General features: G+C 68.0%; 18 protein-coding genes. 8 read left to right on the top strand and 10 right to left on the bottom strand.

Annotated features, from left to right (window positions below; genetic code table 11):
- Positions 1-6: 6 nt before the first annotated feature.
- Positions 7-528: a thiamine phosphate synthase gene (locus V7E00_RS15630; protein ID WP_333573535.1), complete on the bottom strand. Its 522-nt coding sequence runs from the start codon at positions 526-528 to the stop codon at positions 7-9.
- 22 nt (positions 529-550) lie between these two features.
- Between V7E00_RS15630 and V7E00_RS15625 the strand changes: the two genes are divergently transcribed.
- Positions 551-1219 carry a YggS family pyridoxal phosphate-dependent enzyme gene (locus tag V7E00_RS15625; RefSeq protein ID WP_333573534.1) on the top strand — a complete coding sequence of 223 codons (669 nt, stop codon included), beginning with the start codon at positions 551-553 and terminating at the stop codon, positions 1217-1219.
- On the top strand, positions 1216-1914 hold the full coding sequence (locus V7E00_RS15620) for an HAD family hydrolase (protein WP_333573533.1): 699 nt from the start codon (positions 1216-1218) through the stop codon (positions 1912-1914). The genes V7E00_RS15625 and V7E00_RS15620 overlap by 4 nt, the downstream gene beginning before the upstream one ends.
- Before the next feature lie 33 nt (positions 1915-1947).
- Here V7E00_RS15620 and ribA read toward each other — a convergent pair whose 3' ends face one another.
- The 4 genes from ribA to V7E00_RS15600 form a co-directional block, all read right to left on the bottom strand.
- Positions 1948-3006: a GTP cyclohydrolase II gene (gene ribA, locus V7E00_RS15615; protein ID WP_333573532.1), complete on the bottom strand. Its 1059-nt coding sequence runs from the start codon at positions 3004-3006 to the stop codon at positions 1948-1950.
- Positions 3003-3785: an exodeoxyribonuclease III gene (locus V7E00_RS15610; RefSeq protein WP_333573531.1), complete on the bottom strand. Its 783-nt coding sequence runs from the start codon at positions 3783-3785 to the stop codon at positions 3003-3005. Before V7E00_RS15610 ends, ribA begins: the two co-directional genes overlap by 4 nt.
- Before the next feature lie 235 nt (positions 3786-4020).
- A complete protein-coding gene (locus V7E00_RS15605; RefSeq protein ID WP_443019203.1) occupies positions 4021-4614 on the bottom strand; it encodes a LolA family protein in 594 nt (197 codons plus the stop codon).
- Between the two features lie 114 nt (positions 4615-4728).
- Entirely contained in the window at positions 4729-7116 is a 2388-nt protein-coding gene (locus V7E00_RS15600; protein WP_333573530.1) for a DNA translocase FtsK, read from the bottom strand.
- A 140-nt stretch (positions 7117-7256) separates the two neighbouring features.
- Between V7E00_RS15600 and V7E00_RS15595 the strand changes: the two genes are divergently transcribed.
- On the top strand, positions 7257-8474 hold the full coding sequence (locus V7E00_RS15595; protein ID WP_333573529.1) for a UbiH/UbiF/VisC/COQ6 family ubiquinone biosynthesis hydroxylase: 1218 nt from the start codon (positions 7257-7259) through the stop codon (positions 8472-8474).
- On the opposite strand, the gene V7E00_RS15590 is transcribed toward V7E00_RS15595, so the two are convergent.
- Positions 8464-8679, bottom strand: coding sequence for a putative signal transducing protein (locus V7E00_RS15590; RefSeq protein WP_333573528.1), 216 nt, complete (start codon positions 8677-8679; stop codon positions 8464-8466). The genes V7E00_RS15595 and V7E00_RS15590 overlap by 11 nt on opposite strands.
- Positions 8680-8727: 48 nt before the next feature.
- Here V7E00_RS15590 and V7E00_RS15585 point away from each other — a divergent pair, with 48 nt between their 5' ends.
- Together V7E00_RS15585 and V7E00_RS15580 are read left to right on the top strand one after the other, a co-directional pair.
- Complete coding sequence (locus V7E00_RS15585; protein ID WP_333573527.1) at positions 8728-8973, top strand: type II toxin-antitoxin system CcdA family antitoxin; 246 nt, start codon at positions 8728-8730, stop codon at positions 8971-8973.
- Entirely contained in the window at positions 8973-9269 is a 297-nt protein-coding gene (locus V7E00_RS15580; protein ID WP_333573526.1) for a CcdB family protein, read from the top strand. The genes V7E00_RS15585 and V7E00_RS15580 overlap by 1 nt, the downstream gene beginning before the upstream one ends.
- Positions 9270-9273: 4 nt before the next feature.
- On the opposite strand, the gene tldD is transcribed toward V7E00_RS15580, so the two are convergent.
- Complete coding sequence (gene tldD, locus V7E00_RS15575; RefSeq protein ID WP_333573525.1) at positions 9274-10701, bottom strand: metalloprotease TldD; 1428 nt, start codon at positions 10699-10701, stop codon at positions 9274-9276.
- Between the two features lie 49 nt (positions 10702-10750).
- Entirely contained in the window at positions 10751-10981 is a 231-nt protein-coding gene (locus V7E00_RS15570; RefSeq protein WP_333573524.1) for a zinc-finger domain-containing protein, read from the bottom strand.
- A 67-nt stretch (positions 10982-11048) separates the two neighbouring features.
- On the opposite strand from V7E00_RS15570, the gene V7E00_RS15565 reads away from it, so the two are divergent.
- Positions 11049-11966, top strand: a complete 918-nt coding sequence (locus tag V7E00_RS15565; protein ID WP_333573523.1) for an ABC transporter ATP-binding protein — start codon at positions 11049-11051, stop codon at positions 11964-11966.
- A gap of 18 nt (positions 11967-11984) precedes the next feature.
- Here V7E00_RS15565 and V7E00_RS15560 read toward each other — a convergent pair whose 3' ends face one another.
- Together V7E00_RS15560 and V7E00_RS15555 are read right to left on the bottom strand one after the other, a co-directional pair.
- The gene (locus V7E00_RS15560; RefSeq protein ID WP_333573522.1) at positions 11985-12434 is read right to left on the bottom strand and encodes a hypothetical protein; all 450 of its coding nucleotides are present in this window, start codon (positions 12432-12434) and stop codon (positions 11985-11987) included.
- Positions 12435-12579: 145 nt separating this feature from the next.
- A complete protein-coding gene (locus V7E00_RS15555; RefSeq protein WP_333573521.1) occupies positions 12580-13473 on the bottom strand; it encodes an alpha/beta hydrolase family esterase in 894 nt (297 codons plus the stop codon).
- A 91-nt stretch (positions 13474-13564) separates the two neighbouring features.
- Here V7E00_RS15555 and nadB point away from each other — a divergent pair, with 91 nt between their 5' ends.
- Both nadB and V7E00_RS15545 read left to right on the top strand, forming a co-directional pair.
- Positions 13565-15169: an L-aspartate oxidase gene (gene nadB, locus V7E00_RS15550; protein WP_333573520.1), complete on the top strand. Its 1605-nt coding sequence runs from the start codon at positions 13565-13567 to the stop codon at positions 15167-15169.
- 283 nt (positions 15170-15452) lie between these two features.
- On the top strand, positions 15453-16562 hold the full coding sequence (locus V7E00_RS15545) for a serine hydrolase (protein ID WP_333573879.1): 1110 nt from the start codon (positions 15453-15455) through the stop codon (positions 16560-16562).
- Positions 16563-16615 lie beyond the last annotated feature (53 nt).

Below are 16615 nucleotides of genomic sequence, written 5' to 3'. Positions count from 1 at the left end.
GGCCCGTCAGCGGGCCCAGGCATCGATCGCTGCCCAACCGTGAATGCCTAGAGGCGCAAGGCGCCTCGCCTTGCGTGCGTCCATCCCGCCCAGCGCGATGACGTGTGGAGACAAATTGCGGATTAGCAGTCCGAATCGAACCGGTCCCAGCGCAGCCGCACCGGGATGCGATCGCGTGGGGAAGGCGGGGGAGACGAGCAGCGCATCGGCACCCGCGCGGATCGCCGTCATCGCCTCGCGGCGCGAGTGCACCGGCCAGGTGGTGAGGCCACGGCCGCGGCGCCCATGCGTACCCGCTTCGCCCCGCATCGGCGTCGCGCCCGCGCGCAGCAGGACGAGGCCTCGCCGCCGCGCCACCTTGGCGATCCGGGCAAACAAGGCGCGTCGCTCGGCAGGTGGCAGCTGATAGTGGCGGAAGATCACCCCGCTGCCGCGCGGCAGCCGTTCCAGCGCGTCCCACAGCCTGTCGCCCAGCCGGGGATCGGTCATCAGCCACAGGCGGGGGATTGGGGGGTGGCGGCGGCGCATGTCCGTGCCTATAGCCCGGCGCATGCTTCAAGACGATGCCAGCCAGCGGCTCGCCGCGGTGCAGACCGCGATTGCCCGCGCCGCCAAGATTGCCGGCCGCAAGCCCGCCGACATCACGCTGATCGCGGTTTCCAAGACGCACGATGCCGCGACGATCCAGCCGCTGATCGATGCCGGCCAGCGCGTGTTCGGCGAAAACCGCGTGCAGGAAGCGCAGGGCAAATGGCCGCAGTTGCGCGAGACAACTTCCGGGATCGAGTTGCATCTCGTCGGCCAGCTCCAGTCGAACAAGGCGGACGAAGCCGTCGTGCTGTTCGATGCGATCCACGCCGTCGACCGGCCTTCGCTGGTGACCGCGCTGGCCAAGGCGATGGACAAGGCGGATCGCCGTCCGGCCTGCTTCCTCCAGGTGAATATCGGGGACGAGCCGCAAAAGGGCGGCTGCCCGGTGGCCGAGCTGCCGGCGCTGCTCGCCGAGGCGCGTGCGGTGGACCTGCCGGTCGCTGGCCTGATGTGCGTTCCCCCCGCCGGGCTGGAGGCTGCACCCTATTTCGCGCTGCTCGCCAAGCTGGCGCGCGACCATGGGCTGGGCGGGCTCAGCATGGGCATGTCGAGCGACTTCGAGACTGCGGTGACGCTGGGCGCCACCCATGTTCGCGTCGGCACGGCGCTGTTCGGAGAACGCGGATGAACGATCTTTCTGCCGCGCCCAAGACGCTGTCGGTGCGATTCGATGCGATCCTGTTCGATTTTGACGGCGTGCTGCTGGAGAGCGAATATGCCGGCAACAAGCAGATCGCCGATTACCTGACGAGCATCGGCCACCCGACCACGCCCGCGCATTCGATGGCGAACTTCATGGGACTGGCCGGCGCGGATTTCCTCGCCGCGATCGAGCGCTGGATCGGCCGCCCGGTACCCGACGGCTTTCACGAAGCTCGCGCCGAGGAAGATGCGCGCGCACTGGCAGAGGGGCTGCCCGCGGTGGCGGGGGCGCTGCGCTTCCTCGAGAGCCTGCCCGCGGATCTGCCCAAGGCAATAGCCTCGTCGAGCCCGACCCACTGGCTCGATACGCATCTCCGCCATCTCGGCGTGCGCGACCTGTTCGGCGACAAGCTGTTCAGCGGCCGCGAGCATGTAGCGAACGGGAAGCCGGCGCCGGACCTTTACCTGCACGCCGCCGCCGCGCTGGGCGTGCCGATCGAGGCTTGCGTGATCTTGGAAGATTCGCCGGTGGGCGTGAAGGGCGCGGTAGCCTCCGGCGCGACGGTGATCGGGCTGTGCGCGGGCACGCACTGCGCGGCCGATCATGGCGAGCGGCTGCGCGCGCTGGGCGTGCAGCACATCGCCCATGATTTCGACGAGGTTGCCCGGCTGATTGCGTAATCGTGCTCCTGCTTTCGCAGGAGCACGGAAGGTTCAAAATTCGTGACCAGTCCGGTCGCGCTTGGTGGCCAAGTACCGCGCATTGTGCGGATTCGCCGGCAGCACGTGGGGCACGCGCTCCAGCACGTCGACGCCCGCGGCGCGCAGCGTCTCCACCTTTTGCGGATTGTTGGTGAGCAGCCGGATGCGCGATTGGCCGAGAAGGCTCAGCATCCGTGCCGCCACGCGGAAATTGCGCGCATCGATCGCGAAGCCGAGCCGGGTGTTCGCATCGACCGTGTCGAAGCCCTGGTCCTGCAGCGCATAGGCGCGCAGCTTGTTGATCAGTCCGATGCCGCGGCCTTCCTGGCGCAGATAGAGCAGGATGCCCCAGCCGCTCTTCGAGATCTCCGCGATCGCCGCCTTCAGCTGCGGTCCGCAGTCGCATTTCAGGCTGCCCAGCATGTCGCCGGTCAGGCATTCGCTGTGGAGCCGCACCAGCGGGGCCTCGCCGTTCGGCTGGCCGATCAGCAGCGCGATATGCTCGCCCGGCATCTCGTCGGTGCGGAAGGCGACGATCTCGGCATCCTCGGCCGCCTCCACCGGCAGCCGCGCGCGACCGACGATCCGCAGGCGATCGGCATCCTCATGCGCGTCGATGTCGGCGAGGGTGATCGCATCGTCTGCGTTGCCTTCGAGCACGAAGAAGGCAGGCAGAAGCCCGGCAATTCGCGCAAGGCGCAGCGCCGCCGCAGCGGCATCCGCGTGCATCACGGGGGTGGCGCGGAACGGGCCCTTGAGCGGCGTGGCGAGGTCGAACTGCGGGTCGGCCAGCGCCGTCGCGGCATCGAAGTCGAGCCAATTCACCCGCTCCACCAGCACCGGCGCATCCGGCGTGGCCGCGTCGCGCTGGTTCGCAAGCTTGAGCGTCGCCGCGCGGCCGGCCGACAGCAGCACCGGGGCGACCCCACCGGAATCGAATGCCGCCAGCCGTTCGCCGTCGCCCGTCTCGATCGCGAGCAGCCGCAACGTGCCTTCTGCCCCTCGGATGGCGATCGGCCAGCCCCGGCGGAGGGCGTCGACGGCTTCGGCGGCGGCGCGCGCGTTGCTCAAAAATCGAACTCCGTCACGATCGGCACATGGTCCGAGGGCTTGAGCCAGGAGCGGCACGGCTCGCACACCTTGTGCGCGGTTGCCTTGTCCGCGACCTCCGGGCTCGCCCACATATGGTCGAGCCGCCGCCCGCGGTCGGAGGCGGCCCAGTCCTTCGCGCGGTAGCTCCACCAGGTGAAGCAGCGTGCCGGCGCCGGGATGAACTTGCGGCCGAGATCGACCCAGCCATGCGCGGCCTGCAGCCGCCCCAGCGCCTCCACTTCGATCGGCGTGTGGCTGACGACGTCGAGCAGCTGCTTGTGGCTCCACACATCCGACTCGAGCGGGGCGATGTTGAAATCGCCGGTCAGGATGGTCGGCACGTCCAGCGATTCGGACCATTCGGTCATGCGCTGAACGAAGTCGAGCTTCTGGCCGAACTTCGGGTTCACCTCCCGATCGGGCACGTCGCCGCCGGCGGGGACATAGACATTCTCGAGCCGAACGCCGTTCGGCAGCCGCACGCCGACATGCCGGGCTTCCTGGTTGGCCTGCCAGTCGAGCCGGTCGTCCTCGACCAACGGCACGCGTGAGACGATCGCAACGCCGTGGTGCATGCGCTGGCCGTGCTTGATGACATGGGTGTAGCCGAGCTCGTGGAACGGCGCTTCGGGGAAATCGCCGTCGATCACCTTCGTCTCCTGGAGACACAGGATGTCGGGGGCTTCCTCGCGCAGAAACTGCTCGACGATGGCGATGCGGAAGCGGACGGAGTTGATGTTCCAGGAGGCGATCTTCACGGTCGCCGATGTAGCGATTCCTGCGGCCAGCGCCAGACCAGGCCTGCCCCAAAAAGGAAAGGCCCCCGCTCCGGGGGCAATGGAGCGAGGGCCGACCTAGCGTTCGTCACGCAGGCGGGAAGGGGTACCAGGCCCGGGCAACAGGGGGAAAAATCCCGGGCAAAAACCCCATCCGCCATTTCCTATTAAAGCAGCGAACCTGTCGCTTGGATGAACGATTGCACAGAAAGCGAAATTAGTGCGTGCGTCCCTGCGGGCGAGGGTCGGTCCAGCGGAAGCTCGAATCGGCGACCGGCGCGTTGAAGCGCTGGTTGCTCAGCCGAATCGTCGTGCGGTTGTTCTGCGCGTCCAGCGCGACCCAGCCCTGCAGCTTGAGCCCTGCGGGAGCGGCGGCGTCCTTCTGGAAGACCAGGGTAATCCGGCCATATTCGGGATGCTTGTTGTCGTGCACTTCCACCGAGACGATGCGCGAATCCGCGGTGGGTTTCACCGTCGCATAGCCGCTCATGTCGCGGTTCGGATCGAGCAGCACGCGCAGCGGCGAGTTGCCGATCGGCCAGCGCTGCACCTGGCGCACCTGATAATCGATGAAATAGAGGCTGCTGCCATCGGCGACGATCAGCTGCGGCACGCCCTTCTCATACTGAAATCGGATCTTGCCGGGGCGCTTCAGCGTCATCGTGCCGGTCAGGACGCGGCCGTTGCGGTCCTCCTGGCTGAATGCGGCGGTCATGCTGGCAACCGCCTTCAGATGCTGCTGCACCTGGTCGAGCTCCGGCGCCGGCGCGGCCGCCACGAGCAGCGGGGCCGCGAGGAGGGACAGGGCCAAGGGACGTGAAAACACGGGGGTTGTCTCCGAATTGCTGGTCGCCCGGGTAGCGGGCGGGGCTTGAACGGGCTGTGAACCCGCACCCCACCCGATTCGATCCCGTTACGGATCCCCTTAGAGCGGCCGCCCGTCGGTATCCATCAGCACCTCGCGGCGGCCGACATGGTCCGGTTTGGAGACGAGATTCTCGCGCTCCATTCGTTCGATCAGGCGGGCGGCCGAGTTGTAGCCGACGCGCAGCTGGCGCTGCAGCCACGAAGTCGACGCCTTCTGGCTCTCGGCCACCAGCTGGACCGCGCGGCGATAGGTCTGCTCCTCGGGGCTGTCCTCGCCGTCCGGCGCGCCTTCCAGCGTGAAGCCGCCGTCCTCCGGCTCCTCGGTGACCGCCGAAATGTAATCCGGTGCGCCCTGCGCGCGCCAGAAATCGGTGACGGCCTGGACCTCCTCGTCGCTCACGAACGGCCCGTGGACGCGCGTGATGCCCTTGCCGCCGGACATGTAGAGCATGTCACCCTTGCCCAGCAGCTGCTCGGCGCCCTGTTCGCCGAGGATGGTGCGCGAATCGATCTTCGAGGTGACGTGGAAGCTGATGCGGGTCGGCAAATTGGCCTTGATCACGCCGGTGATGACGTCGACCGAGGGACGCTGCGTCGCCATGATCAGGTGGATGCCCGCCGCGCGCGCCTTCTGGGCGAGCCGCTGGATCAGGAATTCGACTTCCTTGCCCGCGGTCATCATCAGGTCGGCCAGCTCGTCGACGATGACGACGATCAGCGGCAGCACCTGCAAGTCGAGCGTCTCTTCCTCGTAGATCGGCTTGCCGGTATCCGAATCATAGCCGACCTGCACCTTGCGGCCGAGCGTCTGGCCCTTGGCCTTGGCGGTGCGGACCTTGTCGTTGTAGCTCGCGAGGCTGCGGACGTTGACCGAGGCCATCATCCGGTAGCGATCCTCCATCTGCTCCACCGCCCATTTGAGCGCGCGCACCGCCTTGGGCGGATCGGTCACCACATCGGCGAGGAGGTGAGGGATGTCCTTGTACATGCTGAGTTCCAGCATCTTCGGATCGATCATGATCAGCCGGCACTGCTCGGGCGTGAGCCGGTAGAGCAGCGACAGGATCATGCAGTTGAGGCCCACCGACTTGCCCGAGCCGGTGGTACCCGCGACGAGCAGATGCGGCATGGGCGCCAGATCGGCGATCACCGGCTCGCCGGCGATGTTCTTGCCGAGCACCACCGGCAGGGTGGCGCCCTGTTCCTCGAACTGCTGGCTGCCGATCAGCTCGTGCAGGCTCACGCCTTCGCGGGTGGTGTTCGGCAGCTCGATGCCCATCACGGTGCGGCCGGGGATGGTGGCGACGCGCGCGGAGATCGCGCTCATGTTGCGGGCGATGTCGTCGGCCAGCTGGATCACGCGGCTGGCCTTGATGCCGCTCGCCGGCTCCAGCTCGTACATGGTGACGACCGGGCCGGGGCGGACCTCGACGATCTCGCCCTTCACGTGGAAGTCCTCGAGCACGCTTTCGAGCAGCCGGGCATTGCGCTCCAGCGCGGCCTTGTCGACCGTGGCGGTGCGATTCGCCGGCGGCGGCGTCAGCAGGTCGAGCGGGGGCAGCTGGTAACTGTCCTTGAAGTCGAGCGCGGCCTGCACCGGCGGCTTGGTGCGGGCGGGGGCGGTCGAAACGGTGCGGTCCGCGATCACCGGGCCGGGGCGGTTGTCCGGCACCACCACGCGGCGCGGCTCGGCGGCGCGCGGCGGATCCCGGTCGAAGGGGAGGTCGTCGTCCTCGTCCGGATCTTCCTCGAACACGGCGACCGCTTGCGGCTTGGCGCGGAACCCTGTGCCCTCGGCGGCAGCGACGATTCGTTCCTCGCCGGTCGAGCGGGTGAAGCGGGGCATGCGAAACAAGCGCGTCGGTGCGGTGAACTCCAGCCGCATCCACCACAGCCAAAGTCCGCCGAGCAGCAGCAACAGGCCGATGCCACGGCCGACCCAGAACGACACGGCCGGATCCCCGGCGAGCCCGATCAGCCAGTCGATGCCGCCAGCGATCGACAGGCCGATCAGCCCGCCCATGCCGGCGGGCAGCCGCCAGTCGAGCGGCAGCGACCAGTCGAAATGGAGCAGCCCGAGGCCGATCGCCGCGAGCGCGGCGGCTACAGCCGCGCTGCCGATCATCCGGCGCGGGCGCTCGATGGGCCGATCGATCATCATCCGGTGCGCGGCCAGCAGCCCCACGGGGGCGAGCAGCAGCACCGGCAGGCCGACCAGGGTAAAGAGGATGTCGGCCACCCACGCGCCGACGCCGCCCAGCCAGTTTCTCGCGGGGCCGGCGGATGCGGTGTTCAGCGCCGGATCGGACGCGTGATAGCTGACCAGCGCGAGCACAATCGCGACGGTGACCACGAACAGCGCCGTGCCCGCCAGGACGAACCCGCCGCGGCGAACGCCCGCCTTCATCGTGTCGCGCCAATGCGGCGCCTCTGCGCGGGACGCCATCGCCCAGCCTCCGGATCTGTATGGAAAAACGTGGCGGAATCATCGCGCCTGCGGAGTCCGGCGTCAAGGCAGGGACGCGCTTCGCCGCCCTGCACCTGTTGACGGCTGGCAGGCGCGTTCTAACCTGCTAGGGCGGGTGCATGGACCAGGCGGACATTCTCATCCTTGGCGGCGGGCTGGTCGGCAGCGCGCTGGCGACTGCGCTCGACGCGCATGGCATCAGCTCGATCGTGATCGATCCGGCGGACCCCGAAACCATCCTTGCCGCGACCTTTGACGGCCGCGCCTCGGCGATCGCGAGCGCGCCGATGCGGATGTTCGAGGCGATCGGCGTCGCCGGGCGGCTGGCGGGGAAGGGGTGCCCGATCCAGGGCATCCGTGTCTCTGACGGACTGGAACCCGGCAAGCTCGACTTTGCCCCCGATGCCGATGACGGCGCGCTCGGTCATATGTTCGAAAACCGCGTGTTGCGCACTGCACTGTTCGAAGCAGCGCAGGCGGCACCGCTCGCCGACGTGCGGATGCAGACGCGTGCCGTGTCGGTGGAGCGCGGGCCCCACGGCGTGGTGGCGACCCTTGATTCGGGTGCAACGGTGCGCGCGCAACTGCTGATCGCGGCGGAGGGGCGCAACTCGCCCACCCGCGATTCGGCCGGCTTCAAGGTCGCGCGCTGGACCTATGACCATGCCGCGATGATCGCGACGCTCAACCATGAGCGCAGCCACGAGAACATCGCCTACGAGATCTTCTACCCACAGGGCCCGTTCGCGATCCTGCCGCTGCTCGACGACGAGCGCGGCCATCGCTCAGCGGTGGTGTGGACGGTGCACGCGCGCGACGCGGCGGCGATGCACAAGATTTCCGACCGCGCCTATCTGGCCGAGGCCGAGAAGAAGATGGGCGGGTTCCTGGGGAAGCTGGGACCGCTGTCGTCGCGCTCTTCCTATCCGCTCGGCTTCCACCACGCCGCCTGGATCACCGCCGAGCGCCTCGCGCTGGTCGGGGATGCGGCGCACGGCATCCATCCGATCGCGGGGCAGGGGGTGAATGTCGGCTTTCGCGACGTGGCGACGCTGGTCGAGGTGCTGGTCGACGGCAAGCGGCTGGGGCTCGACATGGGCGATCCAGAGCTGCTCGCCCGCTATCAGCGCTGGCGTGGGCTCGACACCTTCATGGTGGCGCTGGCAACCGACGGACTCACCCGCCTCTTCGGTATTCCTGGCGCGCTGCCCAACGCGGTGCGGCGCTTCGGCCTGTCGGCGGTCGACAAGATTCCGCCGCTCAAGTCCTGGTTCATGGGCGAGGCGCGCGGCGAAAGCGGCGATGTGCCCAAGCTGCTACAGGGCTTTACGGCGTAGGACCGCCTGCCGCGTCTACGATGGCGCGGGCGGCGGCGAGGTCGTCGTCGTCCACCATCACGCGCACGGGGATCAGCAGATAGCTGCCGTCGGCGATGCTGGCGCCCGCGTCGAACACGAAGCTGGGGATGTCCTCATCCTCCAGCCGACCCTGGACGATGAAGGCTTCCTGCCGGTTGAACCGGCCGAGTTCGACAAGGGCCATACTGGCCTCCACATTGACGCGCATGGGGCATGCGCATAATTTGTACGCATGAAGCACGATCCGATCGCGTCCGGCAAGCGCAAGGCTGTCAACCTCTCGATCGACACGGGTGTCGTCGCGGCCGCGCGCGAGGTGGGTCTCAACCTGTCCCAAGTTTGTGAGGCCGCTATTCGGCAGGCGACCAAGGCCGAGCAGGATCGGCGCTGGCAGGAAGAGAATCGCGCCTGGGCCGAAGCCTGCAACAAATGGGTGGAAGAGAACGGCCTTCCGCTCGAACGCTACCGCATGTTCTGATGGCGCAGTATGACGTGCATCGTACCGCAGACGGTGCGTTGCTGCTCAACTGCCAGGCCGAGGTGCTGGGGCATCTCTCTACGCGTATGGTAGCACCGCTGGTACTGCTCGACCGGGCACCAGCACTTAGGTCGCGGCTGAACCCGGTGTTCGAGATCGCCGGGGAGCGCTATGCGATGGTGACGCAGTACGCCGCAACCGTCCGGGCGAAGGATCTTGGCCCGGCGGTCGCATCGCTGGAGGCCTATCGCCTCGACATCATCGCTGCGTTCGACATGCTGTTGACCGGCAACTGACGGCTTACGCCGCCGTTCCGCCCACCGTCAGTCCTTCCACCAGCAGCGTCGGCTGGCCGACGCCGGCGGGGACCGACTGGCCCCCCTTGCCGCACATGCCGATGCCTTCATCGAGCGCGAAATCGTTGCCGATGCCGGTCACGCGGTGGAGCACGGTCGGGCCGTCGCCGATCAGCGTTGCGCCCTTGATCGGCGCGCCCAGCTTGCCGTTCTCGATCAGATAGGCCTCGGTGCACGAGAAGACGAACTTGCCCGAGACGATGTCGACCTGCCCGCCGCCAAAGCTCTTCGCGTAAATGCCCTTCTTGACGCGCGAGAGCAGCTCGGCGGGATCGTCCTTGCCGCCCTTCATGAAGGTGTTGGTCATCCGCGGCATCGGCGCGTGCTGGAACGATTCGCGGCGGCCGTTGCCGGTCGGCTCGACGCCCATCAGCCGGGCGTTGAGGCGATCCTGCATATAGCCCTTGAGGATGCCATCCTCGATCAGCACCGTCTCGCGCGTCGGCGTGCCCTCGTCGTCGATCGACAGCGAGCCGCGGCGATCGTGGATCGAGCCATCGTCCACCACGGTTACGCCGGGCGCCGCAACGCGTTCGCCGATCCGGCCCGAGAAAGCGCTGGTACCCTTGCGGTTGAAATCGCCTTCCAGGCCATGGCCCACCGCCTCGTGGAGCAGCACGCCCGGCCAGCCGGGGCCGCACAGCACGGTCATGTCGCCGGCGGGCGCGGCCACCGCATCGAGATTGACCAGCGCCTGCGCCAGCGCCTCGTCGATCGCGCGGTTCCAGGTCTCGGGCTGGAAGAGCCGGTCATAGACCACGCGCCCGCCGGTGCCGAAGCTGCCGGTCTCGCGCCGCCCGTTCTGCTCGACCACCACCGAGACGTTGAGCCGCACCAGCGGCCGCACATCGGTGGCAACGAAGCCGTCAGCGCGCACCACCTCGACCACGCTCCACTGGCCGGTGAGGCTCACCGAAACCTGCTTCACGCGGGGATCACGCGCGCGGGCGGCGGCGTCGATCGTCTGGCAGAGGTTCACCTTGTCGGCGAACGGCACCAGGTCGAGCGGATCGGCATCGGTATAGAGGTGGCGGTTGTTGCCCTGCGGCGGGGCTGCCTTGCCCTGCTTGGCGGGGTCGATCAGCGCCATCGTCTCGGCCGCACGGCGGATCGCGGGGGCGCTGATCTCGTTGGCATGCGCAAAGGCCGTCGTCTCGCCCGAGACCGCGCGCAGGCCGAAGCCCGACTGCGTGTCATAGGCGGCGGTCTTCAGCCGGCCGTCGTCAAAGCCGAACGCCTCGGACTTGCGATATTGCAGATAGAGCTCGCCATCCTCAGCCTGGCCCAGCGCATCGGCGGTCAGGCGAACGGCAGCGTCGGGATCGAGCCCGTCGCGATAGAGGAAGGCGCGGGGATCGGTGGGAATGCTCATTCCAACGATATAGGATGCGCGTGCGCAGAGTCACGCGCGTCCGCGACGATCAGATGCTGGCGCCTGCCGGATGGTCGGGCAGCTGGCTCTGGTCGGCACCGTCGACCGGGCCGCCGATCAGCACGAAGCGGCGGTCGCAATAGCCGCAATCGACATAGCCGCTCTCGTCGATCTGCAGATAGACGCGCGGGTGGCCGAGCGCGGCGGGCAGGCCGGGGCCGGTGCCGTCACAGGCGACGCGGGCATGGGCGGTGCGGATGACTTCGGGCGGGGCGATCATGTTCCGCGCCTTAGCAAAGCGCGCGGGGGCTCGCAATCGGATGCGCAGGGTCTTAAAGCTGCGCCCCATGACCCAGGCTGCGATCGCGATCGACACTCTCTGCAAGACCTATTCCGGCGGCAAGCGCGCGCTGGACGGGGTGAGCTTCGAGGTGCCGCGCGGGCAGATCTTCGGTCTGCTCGGGCCGAACGGCGCCGGCAAGTCGACGCTGATCAACATCCTGGCGGGGCTGGTCAACAAGAGCGACGGCAAGGTTTCGATCTGGGGCTTCGACATCGATGCGCACCCGCGCAACGCCAAGGCGAGCATCGGCATCGTCAACCAGGAGATCCTGTTCGATCCCTTCTTCACGCCCAAGGAGACGCTGGAGATCCAGGCGGGCCTGTACGGCGTGGCCAAGGACAAGTTCGACGCGATGGCGCTGCTTCGCGCGGTGCATCTGGAAGACAAGGCCAACGCCTATTCACGCACGCTGTCGGGGGGCATGAAGCGGCGGCTGATGGTCGCCAAGGCGATGGTCCATTCCCCGCCGATCATCGTGCTCGACGAGCCGACCGCGGGCGTCGACGTGGAACTGCGCCAGCAGCTCTGGGCCTATGTGAAGCAGCTCAACCAGCGCGGCGTGACGGTGGTGCTGACGACCCACTATCTCGAGGAGGCCGAGGAGCTGTGCGACCGCATCGCCATCATCAACCACGGCCAGCTGATCGCCAACAAGCCGACGCGCGAGCTGGTCGGCATGGCGCAGGAAAAGGTGGTCGAGGTGACGGTGGACCGCGACATAGGGAGCGCGCCGGACAATGCCTGCTTCCAGAAGGTGGAGCTGAAGGGCGAGCGGGTGCTGGTGATCACCTATCGCAAGGACCAGGCCAATGCCGGCGAGGTGCTCGGCGCGGTGCAGGCGGCGGGGCTGGGGATCGTCGACGTGTCGACCCGCGAGGCGGATTTGGAGGATGTGTTCCTGAATTTGACGCGGGCGGCGTAGGGGGAACGAATTGCCGCGTTACCTCGACCGGTCCCGCTTCTGATACGGGCGCAGACGCCTGATTTTTCGAGCCGCTCCGTGCCACAGGCGCGTTTCGAAGCTGCGCAACTCCGCCATCGCCTCTGTCCCGCCAGCGTTGGCCGCATGGCGCAGCCAGCTGCGATAGTTCAACAAGTCGTTGCGATTGAAGCTGCTCACGGCGGCGTTCGCCGCAGCTCTGGCGTTCCCGCTCGCCCAGGCCCGCCGATACAGGCCGGCAGGGCTGAACGGGTCTGCGGCCCTGCCGAATGCGCCCAGGTCGTCGCCTTCGGAAAGCCAGTCAGCCATTTCTATCATGGCATCTGGATAATGACGCAAGGCAAGATGCCAAACGATGGGCCGCCACACCCCGATCTTCCGTTCATGACGGATTCTTAGGGCTTTTTCGAAGAGGCGGTCGAAGCGCGCGCGGTCAGATGGAGTGGTCACGAAGCCATCTTGGCATTTGGTCCGAATGCGCACAATGCAGCCGATATTAGGAGGGCAATGCCCGGTTCCCGGACATCGGCGGTTGCTTGGAGCCATCCGCCCACGACGATGTGGCGCTCGGTGTCCCGCTTAACGTCAGGCCTGCTCACCGCCGGTGCTTCGCGAAGAATCTCCACATCGCTTCGTTGTCCGCCACCCAGACGTGGCCCGCACCGTGCTTCACGCGGCCAGCCACCTCCGCGCCGCCCGAGCAGCGGCTGAAGCGTTCCTCCTTCACATCCGCCGACACCTCGCGCTCCACCGGCCCAACCCGGCACCCGTTCAGGTCTGCCCAGCGCACCAGCGCGGTGTGCATCGGGTACTGCCAATAGCCTGCGCCGCCGCCCTGGATCGGGTTGGTGGTGTCGGCATCGCCCGCGAACGCCAGTACCGGCATCGGACGCGACGGCGTGCAGGTCGCCGGATCGGGGACGCGCGGCGTTTCCTTCAACGGATTGCCCGCGCGCAGGCCCGCCACCGGGGCGATCGCGGCGAAGCGATCCGCCGCGACGCAGCCGAGCCAGGAGGTCATCCGGCCGCCGCCCGAATAGCCGGTGGCGTAGACGCGCGAACGATCCACGCAGCCCTTGGCCGCCAGCTGGTCGATCGCGGTCTGCACGAAGGCGACGTCATCGGCGTCGTCCGGGCCGGGGATCTTGCCGGTCACTGTCGGCACGCCGGGGATGTTCCACACGAAGCCGCCTTCCGCCGGCATACCGCCATCGGGCGCGGCGAGGAGGAAGCCATGGCGGTCCGCGGTCGCCTCCAGCTTGGACTGGGCGAGGATGTCGCGGCCCTTGCCGGTGCTGCCGTGGAACACGAACACCAAAGGCAACCGCGCGGCGCTGCGACCGGCGGGCACATGCACCAGCATCGAGCGTCCGGTGCCGTCGATCGCCACAGATACCGTCATCCCGGCAGCGCCAAGCCGGCACGCCGCAGCCTGCGCCGAGCCGCTGCCGAACAGCGCCGCCACTCCGATCCACCAGCCCAGCCGCATCTGCTTCTCCTTCGCTAACCTCTTATGCCCAAGGGTAGGGATTGCGGAACCCGCCGCTTGCGCGCTTTAAGCGCCGCAAAGGAGTGCCTCTTTGTCCGACACTACCCACCAAAGCGATGTCCTGGTCCTCGGTTCCGGCGCGGCGGGGCTCACCACCGCGCTCCATCTGGCGGACCGGTTCAAGGTGACGGTGCTGGCCAAGGGCGGCTTTGCCGAGGGCTCGACCGCCTGGGCGCAGGGCGGCATCGCCGCGGTGCTGGAAGACGGCGACACGTTCGAGAGCCATATCGAGGACACGATGGTCGCCGGCGCCGGCCTCAACGACCGCGCGACGGTCGAGATGGTGGTCGAGAACGCGCCCGCGGCGATCGAGCGGCTGGTCCAGCTCGGCGTGCCGTTCAACACCGAGGGCAATGCCCTCCACCTCACCCGTGAGGGCGGCCACAGCCATCGCCGGATCGCCCATGTCGACGATGCGACCGGGCTGGCGGTACAGACCGCCCTGCTCCGCGCGGCGCAGGCGCATCCGAACATCACGCTGGTGCCCGACATGGTGGTGATCGACCTCGCCACCAGCCGGCATGAACTCCGCTATTCGGGCGCGGGCAATGTCTGGGGCGTCTATGCCTTCAACCGCCGGACCAACCGCGTCGAGCTGTTCACCGCCCGCGCGACGGTGCTGGCGACCGGCGGGGCGGGGCGCACCTATCTCTTCTCCACCGCCCCGCGCGGCGCGACCGGGGACGGCATCGCGATGGCGTGGCGCGCGGGCTGCCGCATCTCGAACATGGAGATGATGCAGTTCCACCCGACCTGCCTCTACAATCTCGACGTAAAGAACTTCCTGATCACCGAGGCGGTGCGCGGCGAGGGCGGGCATCTGCTGCTGCCGCCCGAGGCCGGCGACGAGGCGGGCCACCGCTTCATGCCCGATTTCGATCCCCGGCTGGAGCTGGCCCCGCGCGACATCGTGGCGCGCGCGATCGACCATGAGATCAAGCGGCTCGGCCTCGACTATGTCCATCTCGACATCAGCCATATGGGGCCAGAGTTCGTCCAGCATCATTTCCCGACCATCTACCACCGGCTGCTCGACCTCGACATCGACATGACCAAGGCGCCGATCCCGGTGGTGCCGGCGCAGCATTACACCTGCGGCGGCGTGATGATCGATCGGGACGGGCGCACCGACCTGCCGGGGCTCTATGCGGCGGGCGAGGTCAGCCAGTCGGGGCTGCACGGCGCCAATCGCCTGGCGTCCAATTCGCTGCTCGAATGCTTCGTGTTCGGCGAGGCGGCGGCGAATCACATCATGGGCCATTGGGGCGATCTTCCCCCGCCGCCGGCGATCCGGCCCTGGGACGAGAGCCGGGTGGCCGATTCCGACGAGGAAGTCGTCATCAAGCAGAACTGGACCGAAATCCGCCGCTTCATGTGGAACTATGTCGGCATCGTCCGCACCACCAAGCGGCTGGAGCGCGCCGCGCACCGGATCAAGCTGCTGCGCGAGGAAGTCGCTGACTATTACGGCCATTTCCGCGTGACGCCAGACCTGATCGAGCTGCGCAACCTGCTGGAGAGCGCCGATCTGATCGTCCGCTCGGCGCTCCACCGCAAGGAGAGCCGGGGCCTGCACTATACGCTCGACTATCCGGAGACCGCGGCCGAGGCGGTAGACACGGTGCTGGTGCCTTGAATCGAGAAGGTTTTCTGCCCCGTCGCATCCTCCAATCCACCCGTCATCCCCGCGGAGGCGGGGATCCATTCGCCTGTGCGGTCGAGGCAGGAGCCGCAGCGGCACGGCCAATGGATTCCCGCCTGCGCGGGAATGACGAAGGCTTTGGGGTGGGTGCCGCGGCGACTTCACGCCTCGTCGCTCCAACGACTCGCTTCGTCGCATTGCGGGAATCCCTTGCTTTGCCCTCTCTAGGGGCAGACGCATGATGGAAGTGGGCAAGAGGTTGGTTGCGGTGCGTAAAATCCGGTTTTCCAAGGTCGAGCGTGCGCTGACCGTCGCGGGGCTTGGGCCCGCGGTGTTGCTCGGCTGCGCCGTCCACGAACATCCCGAACTCGCCGCGTATCTGCCCGCGCCGAACTATGGCGTGCTGATGCCGATTCCGCGCGCTCAGGCAGCGCCCCGTGCCGAAGTGCCGCCGCCCGCCGGCCTGGTGAATCGCCTGTCGGACATCGCTCGCAGCTTCGACGGCGTGGTCGGCATCGCGGTGACCAGCGTCGACCGCAACTGGACCGCCTCGCAGGGCGGCGCGCGCAAGCTGCCGCAGCAGAGCGTCTCCAAGCTGTGGGTGGCGATGACCGTGCTCGACCAGGTCGACCAGGGCCGAATCCGCCTCAACGACCCGCTCGTCATCACCCGCGCCGACTTCACCCTGTTCCACCAGCCGGTCGCCTCGCTGGTCAAGGGCGACCAGGGCTATCAGAGCACGGTCGGCGAGATCCTGCGCCGGGCGCTGACGATGAGCGACAATACCTGCAACGACAAGCTGCTGCGCCTCGTCGGCGGGCCGCCGGCGGTGCGCTCGTTCATCGCCCGCAACGCGCTGGGCTCGATCCGCTTCGGTCCAGGCGAGAAATTGCTGCAGCTCGGCACCTCGGGGCTGCCCGCGTGGAAGCCCGAATATTCGATGGGCAACACGTTCGCCGTCGCCCGCGCCCAGCTGCCCCGCGAGACGCGCGTTGCCGCCTATCAGCGCTACGTCGCCGATCCGCCCGACGGCGCGGCGCCGCTCGCCATTGCCGGCGCGCTCGCCCGGTTGAAGCGCGGCGAGCTGCTCTCGCCGGTTTCCACGCAGTGGCTGATCGCGACGATGCAGGCCTCGCACACCGGCAAGTACCGCCTGCGCGGCGCGCTGCCGCCGGGCTGGCAGCTCGCCCACAAGACCGGCACGGGCCAGGATCTGTTCGGCCGCACCGCGGGCTATAACGACGTGGCGCTGCTCACCGCGCCGGACGGCCGCGCTTACGCGCTGGCGGTGATGATCGGCGACACGCCGCGGCCGATCAACGAGCGCCAGCTGCTGATGCAGGGCGTGGTCCGCGCGATCGTCGCGGAGCATCAGCTGGGCGCCTGAAAACAAGGGTATCGGCGGGATGACGGCGGCGCACCGCGCTGCTATCTCCCGCC

It is taken from the genome of Sphingomonas sp., from assembly GCF_036731925.1.
Taxonomy (GTDB): domain Bacteria; phylum Pseudomonadota; class Alphaproteobacteria; order Sphingomonadales; family Sphingomonadaceae; genus Sphingomonas.
The sequence above is the reverse complement of the archived record's forward strand: the minus strand, read 5'-3'. Positions and strand labels throughout refer to the sequence as shown.

Excerpts from the sequence above, each read along its gene's own strand:
- V7E00_RS15580 (WP_333573526.1), top strand. The coding sequence starts at position 8,973 with ATGGCGCAGTATGACGTGCATCGTACCGCAGACGGTGCGTTGCTGCTC.
- V7E00_RS15625 (WP_333573534.1), top strand. The coding sequence starts at position 551 with ATGCTTCAAGACGATGCCAGCCAGCGGCTCGCCGCGGTGCAGACCGCG.
- V7E00_RS15555 (WP_333573521.1), bottom strand. The coding sequence starts at position 13,473 with ATGCGGCTGGGCTGGTGGATCGGAGTGGCGGCGCTGTTCGGCAGCGGC.
- V7E00_RS15620 (WP_333573533.1), top strand. The coding sequence starts at position 1,216 with ATGAACGATCTTTCTGCCGCGCCCAAGACGCTGTCGGTGCGATTCGAT.
- V7E00_RS15595 (WP_333573529.1), top strand. The coding sequence starts at position 7,257 with ATGGACCAGGCGGACATTCTCATCCTTGGCGGCGGGCTGGTCGGCAGC.
- tldD (WP_333573525.1), bottom strand. The coding sequence starts at position 10,701 with ATGAGCATTCCCACCGATCCCCGCGCCTTCCTCTATCGCGACGGGCTC.
- V7E00_RS15570 (WP_333573524.1), bottom strand. The coding sequence starts at position 10,981 with ATGATCGCCCCGCCCGAAGTCATCCGCACCGCCCATGCCCGCGTCGCC.
- V7E00_RS15630 (WP_333573535.1), bottom strand. The coding sequence starts at position 528 with ATGCGCCGCCGCCACCCCCCAATCCCCCGCCTGTGGCTGATGACCGAT.
- V7E00_RS15565 (WP_333573523.1), top strand. The coding sequence starts at position 11,049 with ATGACCCAGGCTGCGATCGCGATCGACACTCTCTGCAAGACCTATTCC.
- V7E00_RS15600 (WP_333573530.1), bottom strand. The coding sequence starts at position 7,116 with ATGGCGTCCCGCGCAGAGGCGCCGCATTGGCGCGACACGATGAAGGCG.
- V7E00_RS15590 (WP_333573528.1), bottom strand. The coding sequence starts at position 8,679 with ATGGCCCTTGTCGAACTCGGCCGGTTCAACCGGCAGGAAGCCTTCATC.
- V7E00_RS15585 (WP_333573527.1), top strand. The coding sequence starts at position 8,728 with ATGAAGCACGATCCGATCGCGTCCGGCAAGCGCAAGGCTGTCAACCTC.